The organism is Curvibacter fontanus (genome assembly GCF_054780335.1).
Genome location: NZ_BAAGWN010000011.1, coordinates 291,500 through 316,036 on the forward strand (window position 1 = coordinate 291,500; position 24,537 = coordinate 316,036).

The window sequence follows — 24,537 nt, forward strand, 5'->3', positions numbered from 1 at the left end:
CACATTTGCAACTGATCGGCGCCTTAGGCTTTCAAATAGTTGGTGCGACTCCCCAGCCAGCGCAGCACATGGCGTTCGGCCAGGGCCGGGTGGCGGTCCAGCATCACGGGGGCCGCCTCGCGCGCCCAGGCCAGCAACTGGCTGTCTTCCGTCAGGTCGGCAAAACGCAGCAGGGCCGCACCCGACTGGCGCGCGCCCAGGAACTCGCCCGGCCCGCGGATGTCCAGGTCGCGCCGCGCGATCTCGAAACCGTCGTTGGTCTCGGCCATGGCCTTGAGGCGCTCGCGCGCCGTCTCGCCCAGGCGCGGCGCATCGCCCGTGGAAAACAGCAGCACGCAAGCCGAAGCCGCCGCCCCGCGCCCCACGCGCCCGCGCAGCTGGTGCAGCTGCGAGAGGCCGAAGCGCTCGGCATGCTCGATCACCATGAGCGTGGCATTGGGCACGTCCACCCCCACCTCGATCACCGTGGTGCTGACCAGCACCCCCATCTGCCCGCCCGTGAACAGCGACATCACCGCCTTCTTCTCGGCCACGGGCATGCGCGAGTGCAGCAGGCCCACCATGACGCCGGCGCCCCTGCCGCCGGGCCGCCCCAAGGCCGGGGCCGCCCCCTCGGGGGACAGCGCCCCGCGCAGCGGCGGAGCGTGGGGGTCGTTCAATGCCGCGCTGAGTTCAGCGTACGTTTCGGTGGCGTTGGTGAGGTCGAGCATCTCGCTCTCCTCGATCAGCGGACAGACCCAGTAGACCTGCCGGCCCTGCTCCAGCTGGCCGCGGATGCGCTGGATCACCTCGTCACGCCGCTGCTCCGACACCACCTTGGTCACGATGGGGCTGCGCCCCGGCGGCAGCTCGTCGATGGTCGATACATCCAGGTCGGCGTAATAGCTCATGGCCAGGGTGCGCGGGATCGGCGTCGCCGTCATCATGAGGAGGTGAGGTTCGACTTCATCCGTTCGGGCTGAGCCTGTCGAAGCCTGCGCGGACCCTTCGACAAGCTCAGGGTGAACGGTTGATGAGTTTGTTTTTCCTCGCAAAGCCAATCTCTGAGCAACACCGAAGCGGTGCTGCTCGTCGATGATGGCCAGCGCCAGGTTCTTGAACTGCACCTGCTCCTGGATCACCGCGTGCGTGCCCACCACCAGACCGGCCTCGCCGCGTTCGATCAGGCCCAGCATCTCAGCACGCTCTTTTTTCTTCTGGCTGCCGGTGAGCCAGGCCACGCGCACGCCCAGCGGCTCCAGCCAGCCCACCAGCTTGCGGAAGTGCTGGTCGGCCAGGATCTCGGTGGGGGCCATCAGCGCGCACTGCCAGCCCGCGTCCATGCAGATCGTCGCGGCCAGCGCGGCCACCACGGTCTTGCCGGAACCCACGTCGCCCTGCAAGAGGCGGTACATGGGCTGGTGCTGCGCGAGGTCGCGGGCGAGCTCTTCGCTGACGCGCCGCTGCGCCCCGGTGAGCTGGAAAGGCAGCGCGGCCAGCAGTTGCTCGTGCAGCGGCAACATCCGTTCAGGCTGAGCCCTGTCGAAGGGCCCTTCGACAAGTTCAGGGCGAACGGGGACGAGCACCGGCGCGCGCAGATGCTCACGCTCGCGGCGTGACTGCAGTTGCGACAGCTGCTGGGCCAGCAGCTCCTCGGCCTTCAGGCGCTGCCAGGCCGGGTGCGTGCGGTCTTCCAGCTGGGCCAGCATCACATCGGGCGTGGGGTGGTGCAGAAACTCCAGCGCCTGCTTGAGTGTCCACAATGGCCGCAGCTTGAGCCGGGCCGCCACCTCGGTCGGCAGCGTGTCGGAGAGTTCGGCCCGCGTCAGGCCGCTGAGCACGGCCTTGCGCAGATAAGGCTGGGGCAGGCCCGCCACCGTGGGGTAGACAGGGGTGAGCGCCGTGGGCAGCGCGCCGCTGGCCGCCTTGCACTGCGGGTGCACCATGGTCCAGCCCAGGAAGCCGCCGCTGAGCTCGCCACGGGCGCGGATTTTCGTGCCCACGGCCAGGGCCTTCTGCTGCGAGGGATAAAAATTGAAGAAACGCAGCACGCAGCTGTCGCTGCCGTCGTTCACGGTCACCAGCAGCTGGCGACGCGGGCGGTAGGCCACCTCGCAGGCCGTGACCTCGCCCTCGATCTGCGCCGTGTCGCCCTCGCGTGCCTCGGCCAATTTCGTGATGCGGGTCTCGTCCTCGTAGCGCAGCGGCAGGTGCAGGGCCAGGTCGATGTCGCGCCGCAGGTTGAGCTTTTCCAGGGCTTTCTGCGGCGCGCCTTTGGATCCGCCCGACCCTGACGCAGACGCGGACTTTGACACCGGCGCTGCGCCTTCATGGGCGGTCGGCTTCTTCGTGACTTTTTTCTCGCTTCCGGTCAAGGAACGTGAAGGCATGGTCCGATTGTGGCCCAAACCGGCCGATGCACCGCGGGCGGGCACGCCTCTTGCTCTGGTCTCTTCATTATTAGACGTCGTTGGATCCCCTGTTCATGCCTGCATCTGCTTCCGCCCCCTCATCCTCCCCCCGCCTCCAGACCGATACCTACCTTCCTTATATGCGCGACGTGAGCCGCTGCGAGCAATCGCTGCGCGAGCTCAACCAGATGTGGCGCATGATCGAATCCTCGGCCAAGATGAACTGCCCGCAGGAGGCGCAGACCATCCTACCCATCATGGCCGCCACGCGCGCCGGTTTCAGCCGGCTCGAACACGAATTGGTCGACAGCCTGGTCGGAGAAAAAGTGGCCAATGTGCTGGCCGCCATCGGCACCAAAGCGCAGTACGTGATCGACATCGTGGTGCGCAATCTCTACGAACGCACCGCCGACGTGGGTTTCCTCGCCACCGACCGCGAACTCTGCACCTTTGTGGCCGGCCAGAGCGAAGACCTTGACGCCATCCGCTCGCGCCTGCTGGCCTACCGTCACAAGTACACGGTCTACAACGAGATCATGCTGCTCGACACACAAGGCAACGTCCTGGTGCAACTCGACCCGGATTCGCCCGTCGAGGGCAGCACCGACCCGCTGATCGCCCAGACCCTGGCCAGCGACAGCTTCGTCGAGACCTTCCGCGCCACCGACCTGCGCCCCGGCCGCACGCAAGCGCTGATCTATTCGCGCCGCATGCACCATCCCGAGACCGGCGCCGTCGTAGGCCTGCTCTGCCTGTGCTTCGACTTCGAGGCCGAGATGGCCGGCATCTTCCGCTCGCACCGCGACCCCGAGGGCCGCGCCAACATGCTGCTGCTGGACGCCGGGCACCGGGTGATCGCCAGCGCCGACGAATGCTGGATCGTCCCCGGCACCACGGTCCCGGTCAACCCCGACGGGCAGCCGCGGCTGCTCATCCACGAGGGCCGCGAATACCTGGTGCGGACCTTCCAGGCCGAGGGCTACCAGGGCTATGCGGGCCCGCAAGGCTGGTTCGGCCAAGTCATGCTGCCGGTGGACCTGGCGTTCTCCGGCGGCACACGCGACACACTGGGCAGCCTGGACCCCGCCATTGCCAGCGGCTTGCTGTCCCACGCACGCACCTTCAGCCCGCCGCTGTACGAGGTCATGACCGCCACCGAGACGATCCGCCGTGTGGTTTGGAATGGCCAGGTCATCACCGCCGACCGGCGCAGCGAGCTGCAAAAGCTCAAGACCATCCTGGAGCAGATCAGCGAAACCGGCTCGCGCAGCAACGATCTGTTCTCGCAGTCGATCCGCGATCTGTACGAGACCGTGCTGGAATCAAAACTGCGCAACATCGAATCCGTGGCCCAGCTGCTGGTCGACCTGCTGGACCGCAATCTCTACGAGCGCGCCAACGACTGCCGCTGGTGGGCCTTGACCCCGGAACTGCGCGCCACGCTCGCACAGGCCGCGCCTGACGCCGCGCAGCTCAAGCGCATTGCGGACATCCTGCACTACATCAACAGCCTGTACACGGTCTATGCGCGTATCGTGGTCTACGACCGTTCGGGCCGTATCCTCGCCGGTTCGACGCACGGTGCCATCGGTGCGCTGCCGCCGGAAGCGGCCATCGACCCAGCCACGCTGGCCCGCGTGCTGGCGCTGGAAGGCGAACAGGCCTACCATGCCAGCACCTTCGAATCCAGCCCCCTGTATGGAAGACGGCCAACCTACATCTATCACGCCGCCGTGCGTCATCCGCAGGACGAGAACCGCGTGGTGGGCGGAATCGGCATCGTCTTCAACGCCACAGCCGAGTTCGAGGCCATGCTGAGCGGCTGCCTCGACGACAAAGGCGGCGCCACGGCCATCTTCATCGACCGCAGCGGGCGCATCCTCTCCAGCACCGATGCGGCGCGCCCGGTCGGCACGACGCTGGATACCGACGCCGCCGCGCGCGCTCTGACCAATGGCGACAGCCTGTCGCGCATCGTCGAGTTCGACGGACAATACGCCGTCATGGGCGTCGCGGTCTGCGCCGGCTACCGGGAGTTCAAGACCAGCGACGGCTACCGCGACGATGTACTGGCCGTGGTCTTCCACAAGCTGGGGCGGGTGCAGGACGGCGCACGCCTTTCGCGCCAGACCATGATGGCAGCGGGCGGAGAAGCGCCGCCAGCGGGCGGCGGCGCGGTCATCAACACCTACGCCACCTTCTACTGCGGTGGCAATCTGCTGGCGCTGCCAGGCGTCCATGTGCTGGAGGCGGTGCCGGCCGGCGCGCTGTCCGCGCGCGCAAGCAGCAACGACCGCGGGCGCATCGGCATGCTCTCGCCCCAGGGCAGCGGACAGATGCGGCATTTCGTGTGGGTGTTCGACCTGGGCTGGCTGCTTACGGGCCGGGCCAACCCCGTGGATAACAGCGGCCAGATCGTGATCGTGCACCACGGCATCCACACTCTGGGCTTGCTGGTGGACGCGCTGCATGGCGTGCCCGAGTTCAGCGACGGCCAGCTGGCTGCTTCGCCCTTCGGCGCAGGCGGCGACGCGTGCCTCGTGAGCCACTTCATCAAGGCCCGGGACGGGAAGCAGCTGATCCAGTTGCTGGACACGCAGCAACTGTTCCGGCAGCTCGTGGGCGAAACCGCGCTGGCCGCCTGAACGGCCGGCCGCCTTACTGCGGCTCGATCTTCGCGTCGCGGATGGCCTTGGCCCACTTGGCGCTTTCGCGCTGGCTGCGCTGGGCCAGGGCTTCGGGCGTGCCGGGCTCGGTGGCAAAGCCGATGGCGGCGAAGCGCTCCTGGATGTCCGGGCTCTGCGCCGCGTGGTTGATGGCCTGGTTCAGCCGGGCCACGACCTCGGGCGGCGTGCCGGCCGGCGCGAAGACCGCGAAGTAGGCGATCAGTTCGTAGTCCTTCAGGCCCAGGGCCTCGTTCACGGTGGGCAGCTCGGGGATGGCGGCCGAGCGCTTCGTCGAGGTGACGGCCAGGCCGCGGATCTTGCCGGCCTTGACCTGGGGCAGGGTCACGGCGAAGTCGGCGCTGAACATCATCACCTGGCCGCCGATCAGGTCGGTCATGGCGGCCGGGCCGCTTTTGTAGGGCACGTTGGTCATCTGCACACCGGCCATGCTGGCCAGCATCTCGGACGACACCAGCTGCGAGGTGCTGGCGCTGGCGAAGGTCACGTGGCCGGGTTTGGCCTTGGCCAGGTCGACGAACTCGCGCAGGGTCCTGGCCGGCACATCGTTGTTGACGGCCACGATCAGGGGCACCGAGCCCTGGTAGCCGACCGGCACGAAGGCGGTGTCCTGGTCATAGGGCAGCTTCTTCATCAGACTCTTGAGCGCGGCGTTGGTGCTGTTGGTGCCGAACAGGATGGTGTAGCCGTCCGGCGCGGCCTTGGCCACGGCATCGGCGCCCAGCATGCCGTTCACGCCGGCCTTGTTCTCGATCACGATGGGCTGGCCCAGGGTCTCGGACATCTTGGCCGCGAAGGCGCGGCCGATCTGGTCCGTGGCGCTGCCCGCCGCAAAGGGCACGATGCCCTTGATGGGCTTGTTCGGATAGGGCTGGGCCAGCGCCGCGCTGACGCCCAGCAGGGTGGCGCCGCACAGGGCCAGGATACGGGGGATGGTGGGCATAGGAAGTCTCCTCTTGTGGTGGGTGATCGAATTCAGGCAGGGTCCGGCGCCAGCGGCAGGTCCAGAATGGCGCCGCTGAGGCTCTTGCCGTGCGCGTCCAGGGCCAGCGAGCGCGTCACGCCGCCGCCCAGCGCATCATGCATGACGAAATGCACCGCCCCGAGCTGCGGCAGGAGGTAGCGGTCCACCGCGCCGTGCACGCTGTCGCGGTAGCAGGCGCGCACGCGCTCGGCGCTCAGGGCATGCTCCAGCACCGGGTAGTCCGCCGGATCCAGCGCGATGACACTCAGCGTGGCGCGGTTGCCCTTGTCACCGGAGCGGGCGTAAGCGATGTCGCCGATCTTTCTCATGTCCGTCACCTCAATGCGCTTCGTGTTGCCGGCAAATTGTGCAAATACAAATCCAAGCGGGGAACGCCGTGGAACCGGCTTTGCCGGGCCACTGGCGTTGCCCCCTTGAGGGGGGTGGCGCAGCGACACGCAGTGCGCGTAGCCTGGGGTGTTTCATTTCAAAGCTCCAGCACCTGGCAAGAGGTGCCCACCGCGCGGCGCGGGATCAAGGCCGAGGCCGCGGCCACCACCTCGCGCACCGTCTGCGTCACGCCGCCGCCGCCGGCCGGACCGTTGAGATAGAGCGCCTCCACCTCCTGGCCCACGCGCTCGGCCTGCGCGCGCGTGGTCGTACGCGCGGCCAGGCGCACGCGCACCTCGTAGGGCTCGCGATCCCTGCCCAGGCTCGCGCCATGCATGGCGTTGACGCCGATCAGCTCGGCCCGCTGCTCCAGCCCGCCCAGGCCGGTGCGCTGCAGGCGATGCTTCAGCACCGACAGGGCCAGCTCGCCGCGCGCCCGTGCGCCGGGGCCGGCGTAGGAAATCTGCCCTTCGCCGATGTAGCCCTCGCGGTAGCCCAGCGTCACTTTCAGTTGCTCGGGCCGGGCGCTGCCGCTGGCGCCCTGCACCCGCACGCGGTCGGCGCCCGCTTCCTGCAGCTGCACGCGCGAGAAATCGGCCACCACATCGGGCTGCAGATAACGCTGCGGATCTTCCAGCTCATAGAGCAGCTGCGCGGTGCAGGTCAGGCGGTCCACACGCCCACCCGTACCGGCCAGCTTGGTGATGACGGCACGGCCGTCGGCCTGCACCTCGGCCAGCGGAAAGCCCACGTCCTCGAGGCGCGGGATGTCGATGCGGCCCGGTTCGGCGATATAACCGCCGCTGACCTGGGCCGCGCACTCCAGCAGATGGCCGATGACGATACCTTGCCCGAGCAAGGGCCAGTCATCGGCGCGCCAGCCGTAGTGCTGCATGAGCGGTGCGAGGAACAGGGCCGGGTCGGCCACGCGGCCGGTGATCACCACTTCGGCGCCGGACTGCAGGGCCGGCAGCAGGGCATCGGCGCCCAGGTAGGCATTGGCCGAAATCAGCCGGCCGTCCAGGCTGCGCACGGTCTGGTCCGAATCAAGCAGGGGCACATCGTTTGCCTGCATCCAGGGCAGCACGTCGTCGCCCAGCACCACGGCCACGCGCAGGCGCGGCAGGCCCAGTTCGCGCGCCACCTGCAGCACGGCCTCGCCCGCGGCCAGCGGGTTGGCCGCGCCCATATTGGTGACGATGCGCGTGCCCTGGCGCAGGCAGGCCGGCAGCACCGCGCGCATGCGCTCCTCCAGCAGGGGGTCGTAGCCGCGCTGCGGGTCCTGGCTGCGCCGCAGCTGGGCCAGCGCGATCGTGCGTTCGGCCAGGCATTCGAAGGCGAGCACGTCCAACTCGCCGCGCTCGGCCAGATCGCGGGCGGGATCGATGCGGTCGCCGGAATAACCGGCCCCCGATCCGATGCGGAAGGCTTTCATGCGGGCTATTATTTCATCGGCTGTTGCGTCGCCAGCGCGGGATTACCCCAGCCGTGGGAAAATCCGGTTCCCTCACTTGGAACGGGTCTCTCCACCTTGCGGCAAGACCCGCGGGGTATTTCAGGAAATGCATCGCGACCGCGAAGCATGCCAGCCCTCCAGCACATGACTATCTCTAATGGCGCTCCGCGCGTCCACACCCTCAGCGATTTCGACTTCCAGCTCCCGCCCGAGCTCATCGCCCAGCACCCCGCCGCTGAGCGCAGCGCCTCGCGCCTGCTCGACGGCCGCGATAGCTCACCCGATTCACAGCCCGTGGACCGCATCTTCCGCGAGCTGCCCGGCCTGTTGCTGCCCGGCGACCTGCTGGTTCTCAACGACACCAAGGTGGTCAGGGCCCGGCTGTTCGGGGAAAAGCCCACGGGCGGCAAACTGGAAATGCTGGTAGAACGGGTGTTGCCCGGCCACGAGGTCGTGGCCCACATGAAGGTCAGCAAGAAGCCCGCCGTGGGCATGGTGCTGCAGATGACGGGCGGCTACACCGCCGAATTGCTGGGCCGCTGGCCCGATGAAGAAGGCCAACTCTTGCGCCTGCGCTTCAGCGACGAACCGCACGCCCTGATGGAGCAGCACGGCCACGTGCCCCTGCCCCCTTACATCGAACATGGCGACAACGCGGAAGACGTGGCGCGCTACCAGACCGTCTTCGCCGCCAAACCCGGCGCCGCCGCCGCGCCCACCGCCGCCCTGCACTTCGACGAAGGCGTGCTGGCTGCGCTGGCTGCGCGCGGCGTGCAGCGCGCCAACGTCACCCTGCACGTGGGCGCCGGCACCTTCTCACCCGTGAAAACCGAGAACCTTGCCGAACACCGCATGCACCGCGAATGGTACGAAGTGCCCACCGCCACGCAGCAGGCCATCGCCGAGACCAAGGCTCGTGGCGGCCGCATCGTCGCCGTGGGCACCACCACCATCCGCACCCTCGAATCCTGGGCCAAGACAGGCCAGACCAGCGGCGACACCGAGATCTTCATCACGCCGGGCTTCGAGTTCAAAGTGGCCGACCTGCTGATCACCAACTTCCATTTGCCCAAGTCCACCCTCATGATGCTCGTCAGCGCCTTCGCGGGCTACGAGCACATCATGGCGCTGTACCGGCATGCGATTGAACAGCGGTATCGCTTCTTCAGTTATGGGGATGCGATGATTCTGAGGCGATAGATGCAATCCCTCAGCACTCAAGACCAGCCTCGAACAAAACGGCCAGAGGAAATTTACCAGGGCGTCAAAATAATGACATGCCGGACTGATGATTGAGAAGCGCCAACAGGCGCTCCTTTTCGCCACGATGCACTTGGCCGACAGTCATTGTTGATGTTTCTTTATGCATGACACCTTGTCGTTCAGGCTGAGCCTGTCGAAGCCCTTCGACGGGCTCAGGGCGAACGGATGCGAGGCGCTTGTCATGATTTATGGGAACCTCGATAAGTAGCGTTCACAACAACTGAAGGCTGTTTGACGCATGAACTTGACTGTCCATCGTTTCGCGTCGATTTCCCAGTTCTTGCTTTTATGCACACCGGGGAACCCGCTTCAGTTCGGCGACTGAAAGCGCTTGGTTCATTGAGTTGCGCACTGCCCAGAACGAAGGCCACCCGAAGGTGGCCTTTTTCATTCAAGCAAGCGCTCTTGCTTGCTTGCGTGCCGCTGAAATCACGCCAGGTCGAAGCGATCCAGGTTCATCACCTTGGTCCAGGCCGCCACGAAGTCCTGCACGAATTTCTGCTTGCCGTCGGCGCTGGCATAAACCTCGGCATAGGCGCGCAGCACCGAGTTGGAGCCGAAGATCAGGTCGTTGCGGGTGCCGGTGTACTTGACCTTGCCGCTCTTGCGGTCCCGGCCTTCGAACACTTCCGCCGTTGCATCGGTGGCCTTCCACTCCGTGCCCATGTCGAGCAGGTTGACGTAGAAGTCGGTCGTGAGCGCACCCACCTTGTCGGTGAACACGCCGTGCTTGCTGCCGTCGGCATTGGCGCCGAGCACGCGCAGGCCGCCGACCAGCGCGGTCAGCTCGGGGGCGGTCAGGCCCAGCAGCTGGGCCTTGTCCACCAGCAGGGCTTCGGTCGGCGCGCCGATCGGGCCTGATCTGTAGTTGCGGAAGCCGTCGGCCAGGGGTTCGAGCACGGCAAAGGACTCGACATCGGTCTGCGCCTGCGTCGCGTCCACACGGCCCGGCGCGAAGGGCACCTCCACCGCCACACCGGCCGCCTTGGCCGCCTGCTCCACACCCACGCTGCCGGCCAGCACGATCACGTCAGCCAGCGAGAGCTTGCCGGCGATGCCTTGCAGCTTGGCCACAGCCTTGGCCACGCCCTTGTTGACCGCCCAGTCCTTCTGTGGGGCCAGGGCCAGGCGCGCGCCGTTGGCGCCGCCGCGCTTGTCACCGCTGCGGAAGGTGGAGGCCGAGGCCCAGGCCACGGACACCAGTTCGCCCACCGTGAGGCCAGAGGCCGCGATCCTGGCCTTGGCGTCGGCAATGTCGGCGGCCGTGGGCTTGAGCGTGGCCGCAGGCAGCGGGTCTTGCCAGATCAGCTCTTCCTTCGGCACTTCGGGGCCGAGGTAGCGGGCCTTGGGGCCCATGTCGCGGTGGGTCAGCTTGAACCAGGCGCGGGCGAAGGCTTCGGCGAAGGCCTGCGGATCGTCATGGAAGCGCTTGGAGATCTTGCCGAAGGCCGGGTCGAAGCGCAACGTCAGGTCGGTGGTCAGCATGGTGGGCTTGTGGAACTTGCCCTTCACATGGGCGTCAGGAATGATGTCCTCGGCGTTCTTGGCGATCCACTGCTTGGCGCCGGCGGGCGACTTGGTCAGTTCCCACTCGTACTTGAACAGGTTCTCGAAGAAGTTGTTGCTCCACAGCGCGGGCGTCTTGGTCCAGGTGACTTCGATGCCGCTGGAGATGGTGTCCTTGCCGTGGCCGCTGCCGAAGTTGCTGTTCCAGCCCAGGCCCTGGGCTTCAATGCCCGCGCCTTCGGGTTCCGGGCCCTTATGCGCTTCGGGCGCGGCGCCGTGGGCCTTGCCGAAGGTGTGGCCGCCCGCGATCAGGGCCACGATCTCCTCGTCGTCCATGGCCATGCGGTAGAAGGTGGTGCGGATGTCCTTGGCCGCGGCCATGTAGTCGCCGCTGGCGTTAGGGCCTTCGGGGTTCACATAGATCAGGCCCATGTGGGTGGCGGCCAGGTTCTGGTTCAGCTCGCCCTCGCCCTTGTTGCGGTCACCCCCGCCGCTGAAGCGCTTGTCTGCCGCCAGCCACTTGGTCTCGGCGCCCCAGTTGATGTCCTGGTCCGGTTCCCACACGTCTTCGCGGCCACCCGCGAAACCGAAGGTGCGAAAGCCCATGGACTCCAGCGCCACGTTTCCGGCGAGGATGAAGAGGTCGGCCCAGGAGATCTTCTGGCCGTACTTCTGCTTGATGGGCCAGAGCAGGCGGCGCGACTTGTCGATGTTGACGTTGTCTGGCCAGGAGTTGAGCGGCGCAAAACGCTGCTGGCCCCGGCCGCCGCCGCCGCGCCCGTCGAGCGTGCGGTAGGTGCCGGCCGCGTGCCAGGCCATGCGGACCATCTGGGGGCCGTAGTGGCCGAAGTCGGCCGGCCACCAGTCCTGGCTGTCGGTCATGAGCTTGACGAGATCGGCCTTGAGCGCCTTGTAGTCGAGCTTCTTGAATTCTTCGGCGTAGTTGAACTTCGCGCCCAGCGGGTCAGACTTGTTGCCGTGCTGGTTCAGCAGATCGACGCGCAGCTGGTTCGGCCACCAGTCTTTGTTGGTGGTGCCGCCGGCGGCGGCATGGTGGAAGGGACACTTGGCTTCGGTTGACATCAATTCTCTCCTTCGGTCGTTGGTGCTCAGTGGGATGCTGGAAACGTTCAGGCGGGAATCTCAGCTGGACTGCGCCAGCGCGGCCAGGCATTCGAGCCAGCCTGTCGGGCTGGACTCGCGAATGGATGTGGTAGCGAGGGTGCAGGTCATGGTGCGCTTCCTGGGTTTGAACGAGGCTTCAGTTTATGTAATCACTATTGTTTTCTCAATTCGATTGTTTAAATTAATCAAATAGCCGACACCTATAGACCCCCGGCCTTCGGCGCCAGCGCTGGGCGAAGCGGATTTTTAGCCCTGCGAACGCCAGGGGGTCAGCGGGGCTGGACGCCCGCCGTGTCGAGCAGCCATTCCCGGAACACACGCACCTTGTGCAGTTGGCGCTCGCTGGCGCGGTAGGCCAGGAAGTGCAAGGGCTGCTCCAGCGGCAGGAATCGGCCCAGACCCAGTGCCACGAGTTCGCCGCGCTCGAGCTCGCGTTCGGCCAGCCGACTGCTCTCGAGCGCCACGCCCACGCCGTCCACCGCCGCCAGGATGGACAGCGCCGCGCGGTCAAAGGAGGGGCGGGGCCGCGCGGGCAGGACCAGGCCGTTGCGCGCGAACCACTGCGGCCAGGTGATCTCGCTGAGCTGCGAGTCGATCAGCACCAGCTCGGCGATCTGCTGTTCCGGTGGCACGTCCTCGCGCAGCAGGCGCGGCGCGCACAGCGGCACGATGCGTTCTGCGCCCAGGGGCAGGCAGACCACGCCGGCGCGCTCGGCCGGCGCGGCATAGCTGATGGCCACGTCCACCTCCTGCGCCCGGGTCAGGTCGATCGGTTCGGCGCCGCTGGTCAGGCGGATGTTGATCTCGGGATGGGCCTGCATGAAGCCCGGCAGGCGTGGCCCCAGCCATTTGGCCGCGAAGCTGGGCGGGCTGTGCAGCGCCAGCACCTGCGACTGCGGCGCCAGCGACACCTCGCCGCAGGCCGCCTCGATCACGTCGAACACCCGCGCCAGACTGTCGAGCAGGCGCCGTGCCTCGGGCGTGGGTTCGACGCGCCGGTTGCGCCGCACGAAGAGCGCGCGGCCGAAGTAGTCCTCGAGCTCGCGCACCTGGTGGCTGATGGCCGAGGGCGTGAGGTGCAGCTCGGCCGCGGCCAGCGTGAAGCTCTCGAGCCGGGCGGCCGCCTCGAAGGAGCGCAGCAGGACGAAACTTGGAATTCTCCTCATGCTTTCGTTTTATTCATGAATTTGTTTCATCTTTGTATGAACAGTCTTCGTTTGTCAAGACACGCGCAGACGGCCAATATCCCACCAACGTGTAACCGCAGCCCACATCCCGCCGTGGACTGCACAAACCCCAGGAGACCCGCATGAACGCAGTGAACAAGGCCGAAATCGATTCGATCCAACTGAGCGATGGCCGCGTGTCGATCTACCAGCCCGAGCAGGCCGGCCTGATCTTCCCCTACGAAAAGAAGAAGTTCGCCAGCGTGGCCGAGGAACGCCGCCACCTCAAGGAGCGTCTGGTGGCCGCCTGCCGCGCCTTCGCGCTGCAGGGCTTCGACTACGGCTTCGCCGGCCACCTGACCGTCCGCGACCCGGAGCACCCGAACCTGTACTGGACCAACCCGATGGCGGTGCACTTCTCCCAGGTCAAGGTCTCCAACCTGATCCTGGCCGACCACGAGGGCAAGGTGGTCGAGGGCCGGCACGCGATCAACCGCGCCGGCTTCGTGCTGCACGCCGCCGTGCACGAGGCGCATCCCGAGATCGTGGCCATGTGCCACGCCCACACGGTCTACGGCACGGCCTTCGCCTCGCTGGGCAAGAAGCTCGACCCGATCACGCAGGACGCCGCCGCCTTCTTCGAGGACCATGTGGTGATCGGCGCCGAGGGCGGCAAGGTCGCGGTCGAAATCAAGGCCGGCCACAGCGTGGCCGACGCCTTCAAGGGCGTCAAGGCCGCCATCCACCAGAACCACGGCCTGCTGACCGCCAGCCGCCACAGCATCGAGTCGGCCGCCTTCTGGTTCATCGCGCTGGAGCGCTGCTGCCAGCAGCAGCTCATGATCGAGGCCTCGGGCTGCAAACCCATCCTGCTGCCCGATGACAAGGCGCGCTACAGCCGCGAGCACGTGGGCAGCGACTACATCGGCTGGCTGCACTTCCAGCCGATCTGGGAGCAGCTGGTGGCCACCCAGCCCGACATGTTCAGCTGAAATCGATCAGAGACCGGGACGTCCGAGGCAAGCGCGGCTCAGCCGCGCAGCAGCACGACCGCGCCCGAGAAGCTGAGGAAGGCGGCGGCGGTGGAGACCAGGATGATGCGCGCGATGCGCCCGCTGTCGGCGCCGAAGCGCTCGGCCAGCAGGGCCACGTTGCTCGCGCTGGGCAGCGCCGCCACCAGCACCAGCACCTCCAGCTCGGCGCGCTGCAGCGGCAGACCGTAGTGGATCGCGCTGGCGCCGACCAATAGCACCAGCAGCGGATGCAGCAGCAGCTTGAAGATGGCCGCCGGCAGGTAGTCGCGCAGCGGAATGGGCGGGTGCCCCTCCTGTAGCGTCTTCATCTGCGAGCGTGCCAGCACCGCGCCGATGGTGAACAGCGCCGCCGGCGAGGCGGCGTCGGCCAGCAGCCAGATGGTCTTGCTCATCGGCTCCGGCAGTTGCCACTGCGCGTAGGACATCAGGCCGCCGAGCACGATGGCCCAGGGCAGGGGATTGAGCAGCACGCCCTTGAGCGCCTGCCGGCCGGCCACGGCCATGCCGTGCGTGTCGGCGCCGTCCAGGCGCGACAGCGCGATGCACAGGGAACTGGTCACCAGCATGTCGACCACGATGGTCACGATCATCGGCCCCGCCGCCTGCCCGCCCAGCAACGCCACCAGCAGCGGCACACCCATGTAGCCGGTATTGGGGAAGGCCGCCACCAGCGCGCCGAAAGAGGCGTCGTTCCAGCCCACGCGCCGGTTCATGGTGACGGCGATCGTGAAAGCCACCATGGTGAGCGCGCACATCAGCCAGGTGATCAGGACACTGGCATCGAGCAGCTGGGCGATCGGCGTGGTGGCGCCGAATCGGTACAGCAGACAGGGCAGCGAGAAATAGAGGCTGAAGGTGTTGAGCCCGCCGATGGCGTCGGCCGGCAGCCAGGCGCGGCGCGTGGCGACGTAGCCGCAGAGCACCAGCGCGAAGAAGGGGAAGGTAACGGACAGGATGTTCAGCACGCGCGCATTGTCTCAGCTTGCGCCGGCTCAGGCCGCCTCCACGCCCGCCGGCGCCTCGCCCCGGGCCTGCAGCGCCTCGCTGAGGCGGCGGCGCCAGTACTGGCCGGCGCGCGAAACATGCTGCTCGGTCAAGGCAGCGGCGCGCGGCGCGTCGCCACGCGCGATGGCATCGGCGATCGCGGCGTGCTCGTCCCAGATGGCCTCGCGCTGGCCGCTGGCCTGCAGCACCGACCCCATGACGCGGCGCAGATGGGCCCAGTGCAGCTGCGCGGTCTCCACCAGCAGCGGGTTGTCCGAGGCCTGGTCCACCGCGCAGTGGAAGGCCATGTCGGCGTCGATCATGGCCTTCACGTCGCTGCCGCGCGCGGCCGCGCGGCCGGCCATGATCAGGGCCGGGTCGATCACGGCGCGGCGCTCGGCCGCCAGCCGCGCCGCCAGCGAATGCAGCGCGCCGCGCACCTCGTAGATCTTGCCGATCCAGTTGGCGTCCAGCGGCGCGACCTGCACGCCGCGCCCCGGCGCGTCCTGCAGCAGGCCGTCCTTCTTGAGCAGGCGGATGGCCTGCAGCACCGGCGAGCGCGAGACCTGCAGTTGCTCGGCGATCTCCTCCTGGGTGATGCGCTCGCCCGGCGCCAGCGTGCCGGCGCTGATGGCGTCGAGCAGCACCTCGTAGACCTCCTGGACGAAGTCGGGCCGCTTTCGATTGATTTCCTGGAATTTCAAGGTCGCCATATCTGCTTGCATTGTAGGAAGCGGTTCGAGACCGCCCCAGAACCCCTTCCGGGGAGCCGGGCCCGCCTTCGGACCTCGCTCGCCCTCAAATCCTAGGGTTTACCCTCTGTCTGCGATTTTTTCATGATTCTACACTCTGTATACAGAGTACAGAGTACTCCCGTCTCTCGCAACAAGGACGCACACCATGCAGAAAATGGAACAACTGGACAAGGCCCGCAGCGCCGGCACCGAGGCTCCGCGCCAGGCCAAGCGCCTGATCCCCTACGGCGGCTACTACGCCAACCGGATTCCCGCGCACGACCCTGAGCTGACCGAAACCGGCCCCGGCACGCCCATGGGCGAATACATGCGCGGCTTCTGGCATCCGGTGTGCATGTCCATGGAGCTGACCGACACGCCGCGCTTCCTCAAGATCCTGGGCGAGGAGCTGGTGGCCTTCCGTGACAAGAGCGGGCGCGTGGGCGTGCTGCACGCCCACTGCGTGCACCGCGGCGCCTCGCTCGAATACGGCGCCATCCAGGAGCGCGGCATCATGTGCTGCTACCACGGCATGGTGTTCGACGTGGACGGCACCTGCCTGCACGTGCCCTATCCCAAAGGCGAGGAGAAGGAGGCCGAGCGCTTCGCCTGCAGCATCCAGCAGGGCGCCTACAAGGCGGTCGAGAAGCACGGCCTGGTGTTCGCCTACATGGGCCCGCCCGAAAAGGAGCCGCCCTTCCCCCTCTGGGAGGGCGACTTCACCGTGCTGCCCGGCGACGAGCTCGTGCCCTACAGCAACTTCCAGCACTGCAACTGGCTGCAGGTGCAGGACAACGCGGCCGACAACTACCATACGGCCGCGCTGCACGCGGCCTCCAGCGTGACCGGCGGCAACTTCCAGGGCACCACCTTCAACGAGGTCGGCGCGGCCTCCATGGAAGTGGCGCCCGACATGCTGTTCGTGCCCATCCACGAGGGCCGGGGCCTGGCCTGCGCGGGCGCACGCCGCTCGGATGACGCGCACATGTTCGTGCGCGTGCAGCATCAGGTGCTGCCCAACCTGAGCCTGCACGCCTACACCTCGGAGGACGGCCACCAGAAGAAGCTCTTCAGCCGCTTCAACATCATCCGCTGGACCGTGCCGGTGGACGACCAGAACAGCAAGATGGTCGGCTGGCGCGTGCTCGGCCCGGGCATCGACACGCGCGGCGTCGGCGACAAGAACATGGTGGGCTACGAGGCCATCGACTTCCTCGAGGGCCAGGTCGCCATGCGCCGCCCCGAGCGCTTCGGCCAGTACAAGCTGGAGGACATGCCGCCGATCCCGCCGAACCACCGCGAGCGCGCCCACTACAAGGACTGCCAGTACGCGCCCGGCGACTACGAGGCCATCATCAGCCAGCGCCCGATCGCGGTGCACGCGCTGGAAAACCCGACCAAGTTCGACGCCGGCCTCTACATGTTCCGCAAGATGCTGCGCGACGCGGTGCGCGGCACCAACCCGGCGGCCAGCGCGGAGAGCATCGCCGAGTGGATGCGCGCCTCGGGGGGCATGCCCAACAGCTACTGCTCGGGCAATGTGTTCCACCTGCCGCTGGCCCAGAAGGTGGAGGACGAGGTGGCCCAGCGCCGCATGCTCTCCAAGCAGGTGATCGCCATCCTGACGGAGAGCGACAAGCTTTCGGGTCAGGCGCGCCGCGACTTCGTGCGCGACAAGTTCGAAGCGCTCGAGCAGGCCGTCAAGCAGGCCTACCCGCAGTCCTGAAGCCGGGCCGCCCCTCATGAGTTCCGCCGAACTGCAACTGCTGGTGCGCCAGATCCGCCGCGAGGCGGTGGGCATCCATTCCTACGAGCTGGTGCATCCGCAGGGCCAGGCCCTGCCGGCCTTCACCGCCGGCGCGCACATCGACGTCCACCTGGGCGCCGGGCTGGTGCGCCAGTACTCCCTGAGCAACGCGCCCTCGGAGCGGCACCGCTACGTGATCGCCGTGCTGCGCGAGGAGCAGGGCCGCGGCGGCTCCCGCGCCCTGCACGACGAGGTGGCCGTCGGCCAGCTCGTGGGCGTGAGCGCGCCGCGCAACCATTTCGAGCTGCGCCCCGGCCTGCGCCGCGCCATCCTGCTGGCCGGCGGCATCGGCATCACGCCGCTCAAGGCCATGGCGCACGCGCTGGCCGAGCAGGGCGTCGCGCACACGCTGCACTACTGCGTACGCGACGCCGACCGCGTCGCCTTCGCCGACGAGCTGCACGCGCTGCGGAGCGAGGGGCGCGCGCAGCTGCACCTGGACGGCGGCAAGCCGGCCGACGGCCTGGACATCCCAGCCCTGCTGCGCGAGCCCGAAGCGGGCACGCACGTCTACTACTGCGGCCCGGCCGGCTTCATGGCGGCCTGCCGCCAGGCTACGGCGCACTGGCCCGAGGGCAGCGTGCACTGCGAGCATTTCAAGGCCCCCGAGCCCGACGCGGCGGCCGGCGCGGTGCCGGCGGGGAGCTTTCGCGCGCAGATCGCCAGCAGCGGCCTGATTCTGCTCGTGCCGGCGCACCAGAGCCTGGCCGACGCGCTGATCGAGGCCGGCGCGGCGCTCGACACCTCCTGCGTCTCGGGCCTGTGCGGCACCTGCAAGGTGGGCTATCGGTCGGGCGAGGTGGAGCACCAGGACCACATCCTGAGCGAGACCGAGCAGCGCAGTTGCCTGACGCCCTGCGTCTCGCGCGGCAAGGCGGGCGATCTGCTGGTGCTCGATCTCTGAGCGCGCCGGGCGGCCGGGCCCCGTATCATCGGGGCTTTGCCTGTCGCCCGCTTCGTCCGCTCCATGTCTTCCTCTCCGAACCACGGCCTGAACCTCGCGCAGCAGGACGCCGTCAACTACTTGCACGGCCCCTGCCTGGTGCTGGCCGGCGCCGGCTCCGGCAAGACGCGGGTCATCACGCACAAGATCGGCCGCCTGATCCAGGCCGGGCTGGAGCCCAAGCGCATCGCGGCCATCACCTTCACCAACAAGGCCGCGGCCGAGATGCGCGAGCGCGCCAAGAGCCTGATCGGCAAGGCCGCGAAAGAGGTGCGCATCTGCACCTTCCACGCCCTGGGGGTGCACCTGCTGCGTGAAGACGGCGAGGCCGTGGGCCTGAAACCGAAGTTCTCCATCATGGACAGCGACGACGTCACCGGCATCCTCAAGGACGCCGGCGGCAGCACCGACGCGGCCACCGCGCGCCAGTGGCAGTGGACCATCAGCCTGTGGAAAAACATGGGGCTCGACGCGGCGCAGGCCGAAGCCCAGGCCCGGGACGACAACGAGCGCATCACCGCGCGCATCATGGCGCGCTACGAAGAGCGCCTGACGGCCTACCAGAGCGTGGACTTCGACGACCTGATCGGCCTGCCGCTCAAGCTGCTGCGCGACCACGCCGAGGTGCGGACCAAGTGGCAGAAGATCATGGGCCACATCCTGGTGGACGAATACCAGGACACCAACGCCACGCAGTACGAGCTGCTCAAGCTGCTGGTGCCGCCGGACCCGAGGGACGCGCGTTTCACCGCCGTGGGTGACGACGACCAGTCCATCTACGGCTGGCGCGGCGCCACGCTGGACAACCTCAAGAAGCTGCCGGTGGACTTTCCCACCCTCAAGGTCATCAAGCTGGAGCAGAACTACCGCTCCACCGGCGCCATCCTGCAGGCCGCCAACAATGTGATCGGCCCCAACCCCAAGCTCTTTCCCAAACGCCTGTGGAGCGATCTGGGCGAAGGCGAGCCGGTGCGCGTGGTGGACGCCGACAACGAGGAGCACGAGGCCGAGCGCATGGTGGCGCGCATCCAGAGCCTGCGCGCGGAGTCGCAGCACAAGGAGCTCAAGGACTTCGCCGTGCTCTACCGCGCCAACCACCAGGCCAAGGTCTTCGAGCAGGCCCTGCGCAAGGCCCAGATCCCCTACAAGGTTTCGGGCGGCACCAGCTTCTTCGACCGGGCCGAGATCCGCGATCTCTGTTCCTGGTTCCGGCTCTGGGTCAACAACGACGACGACCCGGCCTTCCTGCGCGCCGTGACCACGCCCAAACGCGGCATCGGCCACCAGACCCTGCAACAGCTGGGCACCTTTGCCGGCCAGTACAAGCTGAGCCTGTTCGAGGCGCTGTTCTCCAGCTCCCTGCCCTCGGTGCTCAATGCGCGCGCGGTCGGCAGCCTGCACGAGTTCGGACGTTACGTGAACGACCTCGAATACCGCGCCCGCCACACCACCGGCGCCGAAGACGCACGCGCCTTCATGGCCGAATGGCTCAAGGACATCGGCTACGAAAAGCACCTCTACGACAGCGAGGACAACGAGAGGCTGGCCGCCTCGCGCTGGATCAACGTCATGGAGTTCTGCGACTGGATGGCCAAACGCTGCGGCGGCGAGATCGACGACACGGCCGGTGTGACCCTGGCCAGCGAAAAGAAATCGCTGCTTGAAGTCGCGCAGACCGTCTCCCTGCTATCGACCATCAGCGAACGCGAGAAGGACCAGAACGTGGTGACCCTCTCCACCCTGCACGCCGCCAAGGGCCTGGAGTGGCCACACGTGATGATGGTGGGCGTTAGCGAGGGCATGCTGCCCTTCAAGCTCGACGAGGGGGGCGACTCCCTGGGCGGCTCCACGCGCGAGCACGAGGCCGTGAACGAGAGCGTGGCGCTGCGCCTGCAGGAAGAACGCCGCCTGATGTACGTGGGCATCACACGCGCGCAGCGTTCGCTGGCCGTGAGCTGGCCCAAGCGGCGCAAGAAGGGCCGCGAGATGGTCAGCGTGCAGCCCAGCCGCTTCATCGCCGAGATGGCGCTGAACCAGGCGACCACCAAAGAAGACCCGCGCGAGAAACTGCGCGCCCTGCGCGCCGAGTTCGCCAAGAAGGCACAGGACACGGCGGCCGCGCAGGCCCTGGCGGGAGGCGCCGCATGAAAGCACAGCGCATCCTCGGGCTGCTGGCCGGTCTGGCCGGCGGCGGCGTCTGGGCCCAGGCCCCGGCCGTGAACGCGGATGCCACGGCCACCAGCGGCTGGCAGCTCTGCGCGCAGCAGACGCAGGACGCCAGCGCGCGCCTGGCCTGCTACGACCGCTGGGTGCAAGAGGGCGTCACGGCCAGCCCGACCCCCGCCCAGGTCGCCGGGACACCGTCGGCACCGCTCGAACCAGGGCCCGATTGCCACAGCCCCCGGTATTCGGTGCTCTCGCGCTACTGGGAACTCGAGGACGGTACGGACTGCGGGCGCTTCAACATCCGCGGCTACCGGCCCATCAGCCTGTCCTACATCCACTCGGACACGGTCAACCGAGCGCCGAGTTCACCCACAGCCGGTCACAGCGCCACCAGCGAGACGCCTTATCTGATCAACGAAGGCCGTCTGCAGCTCTCGGTGCGCACCAAGATCGGCCAGGGCCTGCTGCCGGTGAGCGATTTCGGCGGGCGCGATTCGCTCTGGTTCGCTTACACCCAGCAGTCCTACTGGCAGCTCTTCACGTCGAGCATCTCGCGGCCCTTCCGCAACACCGACCATGAGCCCGAAGTCATGTACATCGTGCCCACGCCGGTCGATCTGCCGGGCGGCTGGCGCCTGCGTTACAGCGGGCTGAGCTTCAACCACCAGTCCAACGGCCAGAGCCTGCCGCTGTCGCGCAGCTGGAACCGCGCCATCCTGATGGCCGGCATGGAAAAGGGGGAGCGCTACACCCTGACCGCCCGCCTGTGGAACCGCATTCCCGACGGCGACGAGACCGACGACAACCCGGACATCGACAATCTGGTCGGCCGCGGCGAAGTCACCGGCAGCTGGCAGGTCAACAAGGACAACACCCTGATACTGACGCTGCGCCACTCCATGACCAGCCCTGCCAACGGCTCCTACCGGCTGGAGTGGTTGCAGGCCCTGGGCGCCGCCAACCGCAACGGCGCCGCCAGCGGCCTGCGCCTGCATCTGCAGCTCTTCAACGGCTACGGCGATTCGCTGGTGGATTACAACCGCGGCCGCACCGTGCTCAGCATCGGCCTGAGCCTGGTGGACTGGTAAACCATTACGAACCATGATTCTCATTTAATCCATGCTTGCTCTCGTCTCCAGCCCTTGATGGCGACCGTATCTCACCCGTAGCCGGGGTGCCGAGGACGAGAGCATGCACCGCCACATCCTCACTCTGCTGATCTTCCCGCTGGCCTTGCTGGCCAGCCCTGTCCGCGCCAGCGATAACGATGCGACGCGCACCGCCCCGCATCTGCTGGACTTCATCGCCGTCGACGACGGGGGCCGTGCAGGACGGCAAGGTGCTCCACCAGGATGAATACGCCGAGATGGCGCAGTTGGTGCTGCGCTGAACAAGTCCGTTCGCGTTGAGCCTTTCGACTCGGCTCAGGACAGGCCAAGCTCAGTCCGAACGAAGGAATTTGTTCAGCGCATCCCTAGGCCTTCTTGGCAGCCTCGTCCTTGAAGACCTGCTGCGCGATCTTGAAGGAATCCAGCCCCGCAGGTGCGCCGCAATAGACGGCGGCCTGCAGGAAGATCTCGCGCATCTCCTCCTTGCTCACGCCGTTGTTGAGCGCGCCCTTGATGTGCAGCTTGAGTTCGTTCGGGCGGTTCAGCGCGGTAAGCATGGCCAGGTTGAGCATGCTGCGGGTCTTGCGGTCCAGGCCTTCGCGGGTCCAGACCGTGCCCCAGGCGTTCTCGGTGATGAACTGCTGGATCGAGGCCATGAACTCGTCGGCCTTGGCATTCGCCAGCGACTGGCTGACGTACTCTTCGCCGAGCACGGCCTTGCGCACGGCCAGGCCGGCTTTGAATTTCGGGTTCTCGTCCATGGGGTCTCCGTTGTAGTGGGTGGCTTGTTGCCGCCTACTGTACAGGGCCGGGACGCCCCCCGCGTTCAATCGCCCCAGCGTACGTAGTAGACCGTAAGCGCCGTGGCCACCCCGTAGAGCAGCATGGCCGCGCTGATGAGGGCGAACATGCTTCCCACCGGCGCGCCGTAACGCACCAGCAGCCAGCCGCCCACAGCCACCAGCAGCAGGCGCAGCGTTCCGGCCAGCACCGGGCCCAGCAGCTTGCCCGCACCCTGGGCCGCGAAGTACAGGCACAGACCAAAGGCGAAGAAACCATAGGCCGGCGCGACCCAATGGAAATAGCTGCGTGCGTGCGCGATCACCTGCGGCTGGTCCGTGAACAGGCCCGACCAGGCATCGGGAAAGACCGTCACCAGCAGGCCGATGCTCCCGACGATGGCCGCCGCCAGGCCGGCGCCCGTCCAGGCCACGCGCCGCGCGCGCGGCACCAGGCCCGAACCCAGGGCCATGCCCACCAGGGGCAGGCAGGCCACGCCGATGGCGAAGGTGACGGGGATCAGCAGGAATTCAAGCCGGGCACCGATGCCGTAACCCGCCAGCGCCTCGGTGCCGAAACCGGCCACGATGCGCGTGACGATGAGGATGGTCAGCACCGTCTGCAGCGCGGACAGGCTGGAGACCGCGCCGACCTTGAGGATGTCCCTGAAATTCTCGCGCTGCAGGCGCGCCGTGAACACCAGCCGCACACGCGCCCGGCCAGAGCGCAGATGACGGAACAGATACAGCGCACCCAGGGTGAAGGCCAGCACCTGCCCCAGCGCGATCCCTGTCATGCCCAGACGCGGCACGGAGCCCCAGCCCAGCCCCAGCAGGCCGCCGAGCGCGATCTGCCCCACCGCCACCAGCAGCAGCGTGAGCGACGGTGTCTGCATGTCGCCCGCGCCGCGCAGGGACGAAGCAAAGGCATTGAGCAGCCAGATCGCGGTCGCGCCGGCAAAGGCCACGCCGGCATAGGCCAGGGCCTCGTCCAGCGCAGCCTCGCGCCCGCCGATCAAGCTTATCAAGGGCCGCCCCCAGATCAGCACCAGCGCGCTGAAGAGCAGGCCCAGCAGGGCACTGATGATCACGGCGTGCAGCACCAGTGCATCGGCCCGCGCCTGCTGCCCCGCGCCCAGCGCGCGGCTGATGGCCGAGGCAATGCCCCCGCCCATGGAGCCGGCCGAGAGCATCTGCTGCAGCATGACCAGCGGAAACACCAGAGCCATGCCCGCCAGCGGCGCCGTGCCCAGCTGCCCCACATAGACCGTCTCGGCCACGCTGACCAGGGCCGTGGCCACCATGGCGAACATATTGGGCAGGCTCAGCCGCCAGATGGTGGGGAGGATGGGGGCCGAGGTCAGGGAATGTGGAGCAGCCATGGAGTCTTGAGAGGGCCGCCACCGGCCCGCGTGTCTCATGATGGCAGGGTTCCCGGTTTTCTGCTGCGCGCCTCGGCGACCTGGCTGCGCCAAGGCCAGCAAAGTCAGCCGCAATAAAAAAGCCCCTTGCGGGGCTTGTGGCTCAGGCGGCTTGCACGCTGCCGGGGGACAGCGGCCGGCCCGTCCAGGCGGCACACAGCGAGGCCGCCAGCTTTTCCGGCACCTCGTTGTCAAAGCTCATCAGCAGTTCCGGGGCCTGGGCCTCGGCGGCCGATTTCAGGATGCCGGCCAGACTGGCCTTCTGCGCCTCGTTCGCCACCAGGCTGTGGCGCTGGGCCATGCAGGCCAGCGTGGCCTCACGCAGCCGCTCGGAGCCCAGCACGTGCCAGGCGTAGTCGATTTCATAACGCTCGAAAGCATCCTTGAGACTCTCGCCGTTGATCTTGGCTTCTTCGGCGAAGTGGTTCAGCGTGCGGGTGCAGATGGCGCTCATGACGTGGGCCAGTTGCGCGGCGTGCTCGTGCACAGAATTTTCAGTGGTCATGGAAGACTCCTGGTGGGGTGACGAGCATGGGCCCGAAAAGCGCCTGACGGCCATCGTTTGGGTCGACGGGACAAGCGCTGAAAATGTGGCCGGCCGGCTGGCCGCCACGGT

Annotated in this window: 19 protein-coding genes; 8 read left to right on the top strand and 11 right to left on the bottom strand. The window is 67.4% G+C overall.

Features of this window, described 5'->3' with window-relative positions; genetic code table 11:
* Positions 1-23 precede the first annotated feature (23 nt).
* On the bottom strand, positions 24-2,369 hold the full coding sequence (gene recG, locus ACYVH8_RS07560; RefSeq protein ID WP_460488229.1) for an ATP-dependent DNA helicase RecG: 2,346 nt from the start codon (positions 2,367-2,369) through the stop codon (positions 24-26).
* A gap of 95 nt (positions 2,370-2,464) precedes the next feature.
* Here recG and ACYVH8_RS07565 point away from each other — a divergent pair, with 95 nt between their 5' ends.
* Entirely contained in the window at positions 2,465-5,035 is a 2,571-nt protein-coding gene (locus ACYVH8_RS07565) for a chemotaxis protein CheW (protein ID WP_460488230.1), read from the top strand.
* A 13-nt stretch (positions 5,036-5,048) separates the two neighbouring features.
* Here ACYVH8_RS07565 and ACYVH8_RS07570 read toward each other — a convergent pair whose 3' ends face one another.
* The 3 genes from ACYVH8_RS07570 to ACYVH8_RS07580 all read right to left on the bottom strand — a co-directional run bounded on the left by ACYVH8_RS07570 (position 5,049) and on the right by ACYVH8_RS07580 (position 7,863).
* On the bottom strand, positions 5,049-6,017 hold the full coding sequence (locus ACYVH8_RS07570) for a Bug family tripartite tricarboxylate transporter substrate binding protein (protein ID WP_460488231.1): 969 nt from the start codon (positions 6,015-6,017) through the stop codon (positions 5,049-5,051).
* Positions 6,018-6,049: 32 nt separating this feature from the next.
* Positions 6,050-6,367 carry an AtuA-related protein gene (locus tag ACYVH8_RS07575; protein ID WP_460488232.1) on the bottom strand — a complete coding sequence of 106 codons (318 nt, stop codon included), beginning with the start codon at positions 6,365-6,367 and terminating at the stop codon, positions 6,050-6,052.
* A gap of 158 nt (positions 6,368-6,525) precedes the next feature.
* Positions 6,526-7,863 (bottom strand): acyclic terpene utilization AtuA family protein, encoded by a 1,338-nt coding sequence (locus ACYVH8_RS07580; RefSeq protein ID WP_460488233.1) that lies wholly within the window; start codon positions 7,861-7,863, stop codon positions 6,526-6,528.
* Between the two features lie 165 nt (positions 7,864-8,028).
* Here ACYVH8_RS07580 and queA point away from each other — a divergent pair, with 165 nt between their 5' ends.
* Entirely contained in the window at positions 8,029-9,084 is a 1,056-nt protein-coding gene (gene queA / locus ACYVH8_RS07585; protein ID WP_460488234.1) for a tRNA preQ1(34) S-adenosylmethionine ribosyltransferase-isomerase QueA, read from the top strand.
* A 492-nt stretch (positions 9,085-9,576) separates the two neighbouring features.
* Here queA and katG read toward each other — a convergent pair whose 3' ends face one another.
* Together katG and ACYVH8_RS07595 are read right to left on the bottom strand one after the other, a co-directional pair.
* On the bottom strand, positions 9,577-11,736 hold the full coding sequence (katG, locus tag ACYVH8_RS07590; RefSeq protein ID WP_460488235.1) for a catalase/peroxidase HPI: 2,160 nt from the start codon (positions 11,734-11,736) through the stop codon (positions 9,577-9,579).
* Positions 11,737-12,047: 311 nt separating this feature from the next.
* Positions 12,048-12,944 (bottom strand): LysR substrate-binding domain-containing protein, encoded by an 897-nt coding sequence (locus ACYVH8_RS07595; RefSeq protein ID WP_460488236.1) that lies wholly within the window; start codon positions 12,942-12,944, stop codon positions 12,048-12,050.
* A 143-nt stretch (positions 12,945-13,087) separates the two neighbouring features.
* Between ACYVH8_RS07595 and ACYVH8_RS07600 the strand changes: the two genes are divergently transcribed.
* Entirely contained in the window at positions 13,088-13,936 is an 849-nt protein-coding gene (locus ACYVH8_RS07600; RefSeq protein WP_460488237.1) for a class II aldolase/adducin family protein, read from the top strand.
* A 38-nt stretch (positions 13,937-13,974) separates the two neighbouring features.
* On the opposite strand, the gene ACYVH8_RS07605 is transcribed toward ACYVH8_RS07600, so the two are convergent.
* Together ACYVH8_RS07605 and ACYVH8_RS07610 are read right to left on the bottom strand one after the other, a co-directional pair.
* Positions 13,975-14,943 carry an AEC family transporter gene (locus ACYVH8_RS07605; RefSeq protein WP_460488238.1) on the bottom strand — a complete coding sequence of 323 codons (969 nt, stop codon included), beginning with the start codon at positions 14,941-14,943 and terminating at the stop codon, positions 13,975-13,977.
* A gap of 27 nt (positions 14,944-14,970) precedes the next feature.
* On the bottom strand, positions 14,971-15,675 hold the full coding sequence (locus ACYVH8_RS07610) for a GntR family transcriptional regulator (RefSeq protein ID WP_460488239.1): 705 nt from the start codon (positions 15,673-15,675) through the stop codon (positions 14,971-14,973).
* Positions 15,676-15,871: 196 nt separating this feature from the next.
* On the opposite strand from ACYVH8_RS07610, the gene ACYVH8_RS07615 reads away from it, so the two are divergent.
* The 5 genes from ACYVH8_RS07615 to ACYVH8_RS07635 all read left to right on the top strand — a co-directional run bounded on the left by ACYVH8_RS07615 (position 15,872) and on the right by ACYVH8_RS07635 (position 21,968).
* Positions 15,872-17,422, top strand: coding sequence for a Rieske 2Fe-2S domain-containing protein (locus ACYVH8_RS07615; protein WP_460488265.1), 1,551 nt, complete (start codon positions 15,872-15,874; stop codon positions 17,420-17,422).
* A gap of 16 nt (positions 17,423-17,438) precedes the next feature.
* On the top strand, positions 17,439-18,407 hold the full coding sequence (locus ACYVH8_RS07620; RefSeq protein ID WP_460488240.1) for a PDR/VanB family oxidoreductase: 969 nt from the start codon (positions 17,439-17,441) through the stop codon (positions 18,405-18,407).
* A gap of 63 nt (positions 18,408-18,470) precedes the next feature.
* The gene (locus ACYVH8_RS07625) at positions 18,471-20,594 is read left to right on the top strand and encodes an ATP-dependent helicase (protein ID WP_460488241.1); all 2,124 of its coding nucleotides are present in this window, start codon (positions 18,471-18,473) and stop codon (positions 20,592-20,594) included.
* On the top strand, positions 20,591-21,700 hold the full coding sequence (locus tag ACYVH8_RS07630) for a phospholipase A (protein ID WP_460488242.1): 1,110 nt from the start codon (positions 20,591-20,593) through the stop codon (positions 21,698-21,700). The genes ACYVH8_RS07625 and ACYVH8_RS07630 overlap by 4 nt, the downstream gene beginning before the upstream one ends.
* Before the next feature lie 103 nt (positions 21,701-21,803).
* Positions 21,804-21,968: a hypothetical protein gene (locus ACYVH8_RS07635; protein ID WP_460488243.1), complete on the top strand. Its 165-nt coding sequence runs from the start codon at positions 21,804-21,806 to the stop codon at positions 21,966-21,968.
* Positions 21,969-22,086: 118 nt separating this feature from the next.
* On the opposite strand, the gene ACYVH8_RS07640 is transcribed toward ACYVH8_RS07635, so the two are convergent.
* From ACYVH8_RS07640 to ACYVH8_RS07650, 3 genes are all read right to left on the bottom strand, one after another.
* Positions 22,087-22,482 (bottom strand): carboxymuconolactone decarboxylase family protein, encoded by a 396-nt coding sequence (locus ACYVH8_RS07640; RefSeq protein WP_460488244.1) that lies wholly within the window; start codon positions 22,480-22,482, stop codon positions 22,087-22,089.
* 65 nt (positions 22,483-22,547) lie between these two features.
* Positions 22,548-23,882, bottom strand: coding sequence for an MATE family efflux transporter (locus ACYVH8_RS07645; protein ID WP_460488245.1), 1,335 nt, complete (start codon positions 23,880-23,882; stop codon positions 22,548-22,550).
* Positions 23,883-24,024: 142 nt separating this feature from the next.
* Positions 24,025-24,426 carry a hypothetical protein gene (locus tag ACYVH8_RS07650; RefSeq protein WP_460488246.1) on the bottom strand — a complete coding sequence of 134 codons (402 nt, stop codon included), beginning with the start codon at positions 24,424-24,426 and terminating at the stop codon, positions 24,025-24,027.
* Between the last annotated feature and the right edge of the window lie 111 nt (positions 24,427-24,537).

Excerpts from the sequence above, each read along its gene's own strand:
- recG (WP_460488229.1), bottom strand. The coding sequence starts at position 2,369 with ATGCCTTCACGTTCCTTGACCGGAAGCGAGAAAAAAGTCACGAAGAAG.
- ACYVH8_RS07565 (WP_460488230.1), top strand. The coding sequence starts at position 2,465 with ATGCCTGCATCTGCTTCCGCCCCCTCATCCTCCCCCCGCCTCCAGACC.
- ACYVH8_RS07570 (WP_460488231.1), bottom strand. The coding sequence starts at position 6,017 with ATGCCCACCATCCCCCGTATCCTGGCCCTGTGCGGCGCCACCCTGCTG.
- ACYVH8_RS07575 (WP_460488232.1), bottom strand. The coding sequence starts at position 6,367 with ATGAGAAAGATCGGCGACATCGCTTACGCCCGCTCCGGTGACAAGGGC.
- ACYVH8_RS07580 (WP_460488233.1), bottom strand. The coding sequence starts at position 7,863 with ATGAAAGCCTTCCGCATCGGATCGGGGGCCGGTTATTCCGGCGACCGC.
- queA (WP_460488234.1), top strand. The coding sequence starts at position 8,029 with ATGACTATCTCTAATGGCGCTCCGCGCGTCCACACCCTCAGCGATTTC.
- katG (WP_460488235.1), bottom strand. The coding sequence starts at position 11,736 with ATGTCAACCGAAGCCAAGTGTCCCTTCCACCATGCCGCCGCCGGCGGC.
- ACYVH8_RS07595 (WP_460488236.1), bottom strand. The coding sequence starts at position 12,944 with ATGAGGAGAATTCCAAGTTTCGTCCTGCTGCGCTCCTTCGAGGCGGCC.
- ACYVH8_RS07600 (WP_460488237.1), top strand. The coding sequence starts at position 13,088 with ATGAACGCAGTGAACAAGGCCGAAATCGATTCGATCCAACTGAGCGAT.
- ACYVH8_RS07610 (WP_460488239.1), bottom strand. The coding sequence starts at position 15,675 with ATGGCGACCTTGAAATTCCAGGAAATCAATCGAAAGCGGCCCGACTTC.
- ACYVH8_RS07615 (WP_460488265.1), top strand. The coding sequence starts at position 15,872 with ATGGAACAACTGGACAAGGCCCGCAGCGCCGGCACCGAGGCTCCGCGC.
- ACYVH8_RS07620 (WP_460488240.1), top strand. The coding sequence starts at position 17,439 with ATGAGTTCCGCCGAACTGCAACTGCTGGTGCGCCAGATCCGCCGCGAG.
- ACYVH8_RS07625 (WP_460488241.1), top strand. The coding sequence starts at position 18,471 with ATGTCTTCCTCTCCGAACCACGGCCTGAACCTCGCGCAGCAGGACGCC.
- ACYVH8_RS07630 (WP_460488242.1), top strand. The coding sequence starts at position 20,591 with ATGAAAGCACAGCGCATCCTCGGGCTGCTGGCCGGTCTGGCCGGCGGC.
- ACYVH8_RS07635 (WP_460488243.1), top strand. The coding sequence starts at position 21,804 with ATGCACCGCCACATCCTCACTCTGCTGATCTTCCCGCTGGCCTTGCTG.
- ACYVH8_RS07640 (WP_460488244.1), bottom strand. The coding sequence starts at position 22,482 with ATGGACGAGAACCCGAAATTCAAAGCCGGCCTGGCCGTGCGCAAGGCC.
- ACYVH8_RS07645 (WP_460488245.1), bottom strand. The coding sequence starts at position 23,882 with ATGGCTGCTCCACATTCCCTGACCTCGGCCCCCATCCTCCCCACCATC.
- ACYVH8_RS07650 (WP_460488246.1), bottom strand. The coding sequence starts at position 24,426 with ATGACCACTGAAAATTCTGTGCACGAGCACGCCGCGCAACTGGCCCAC.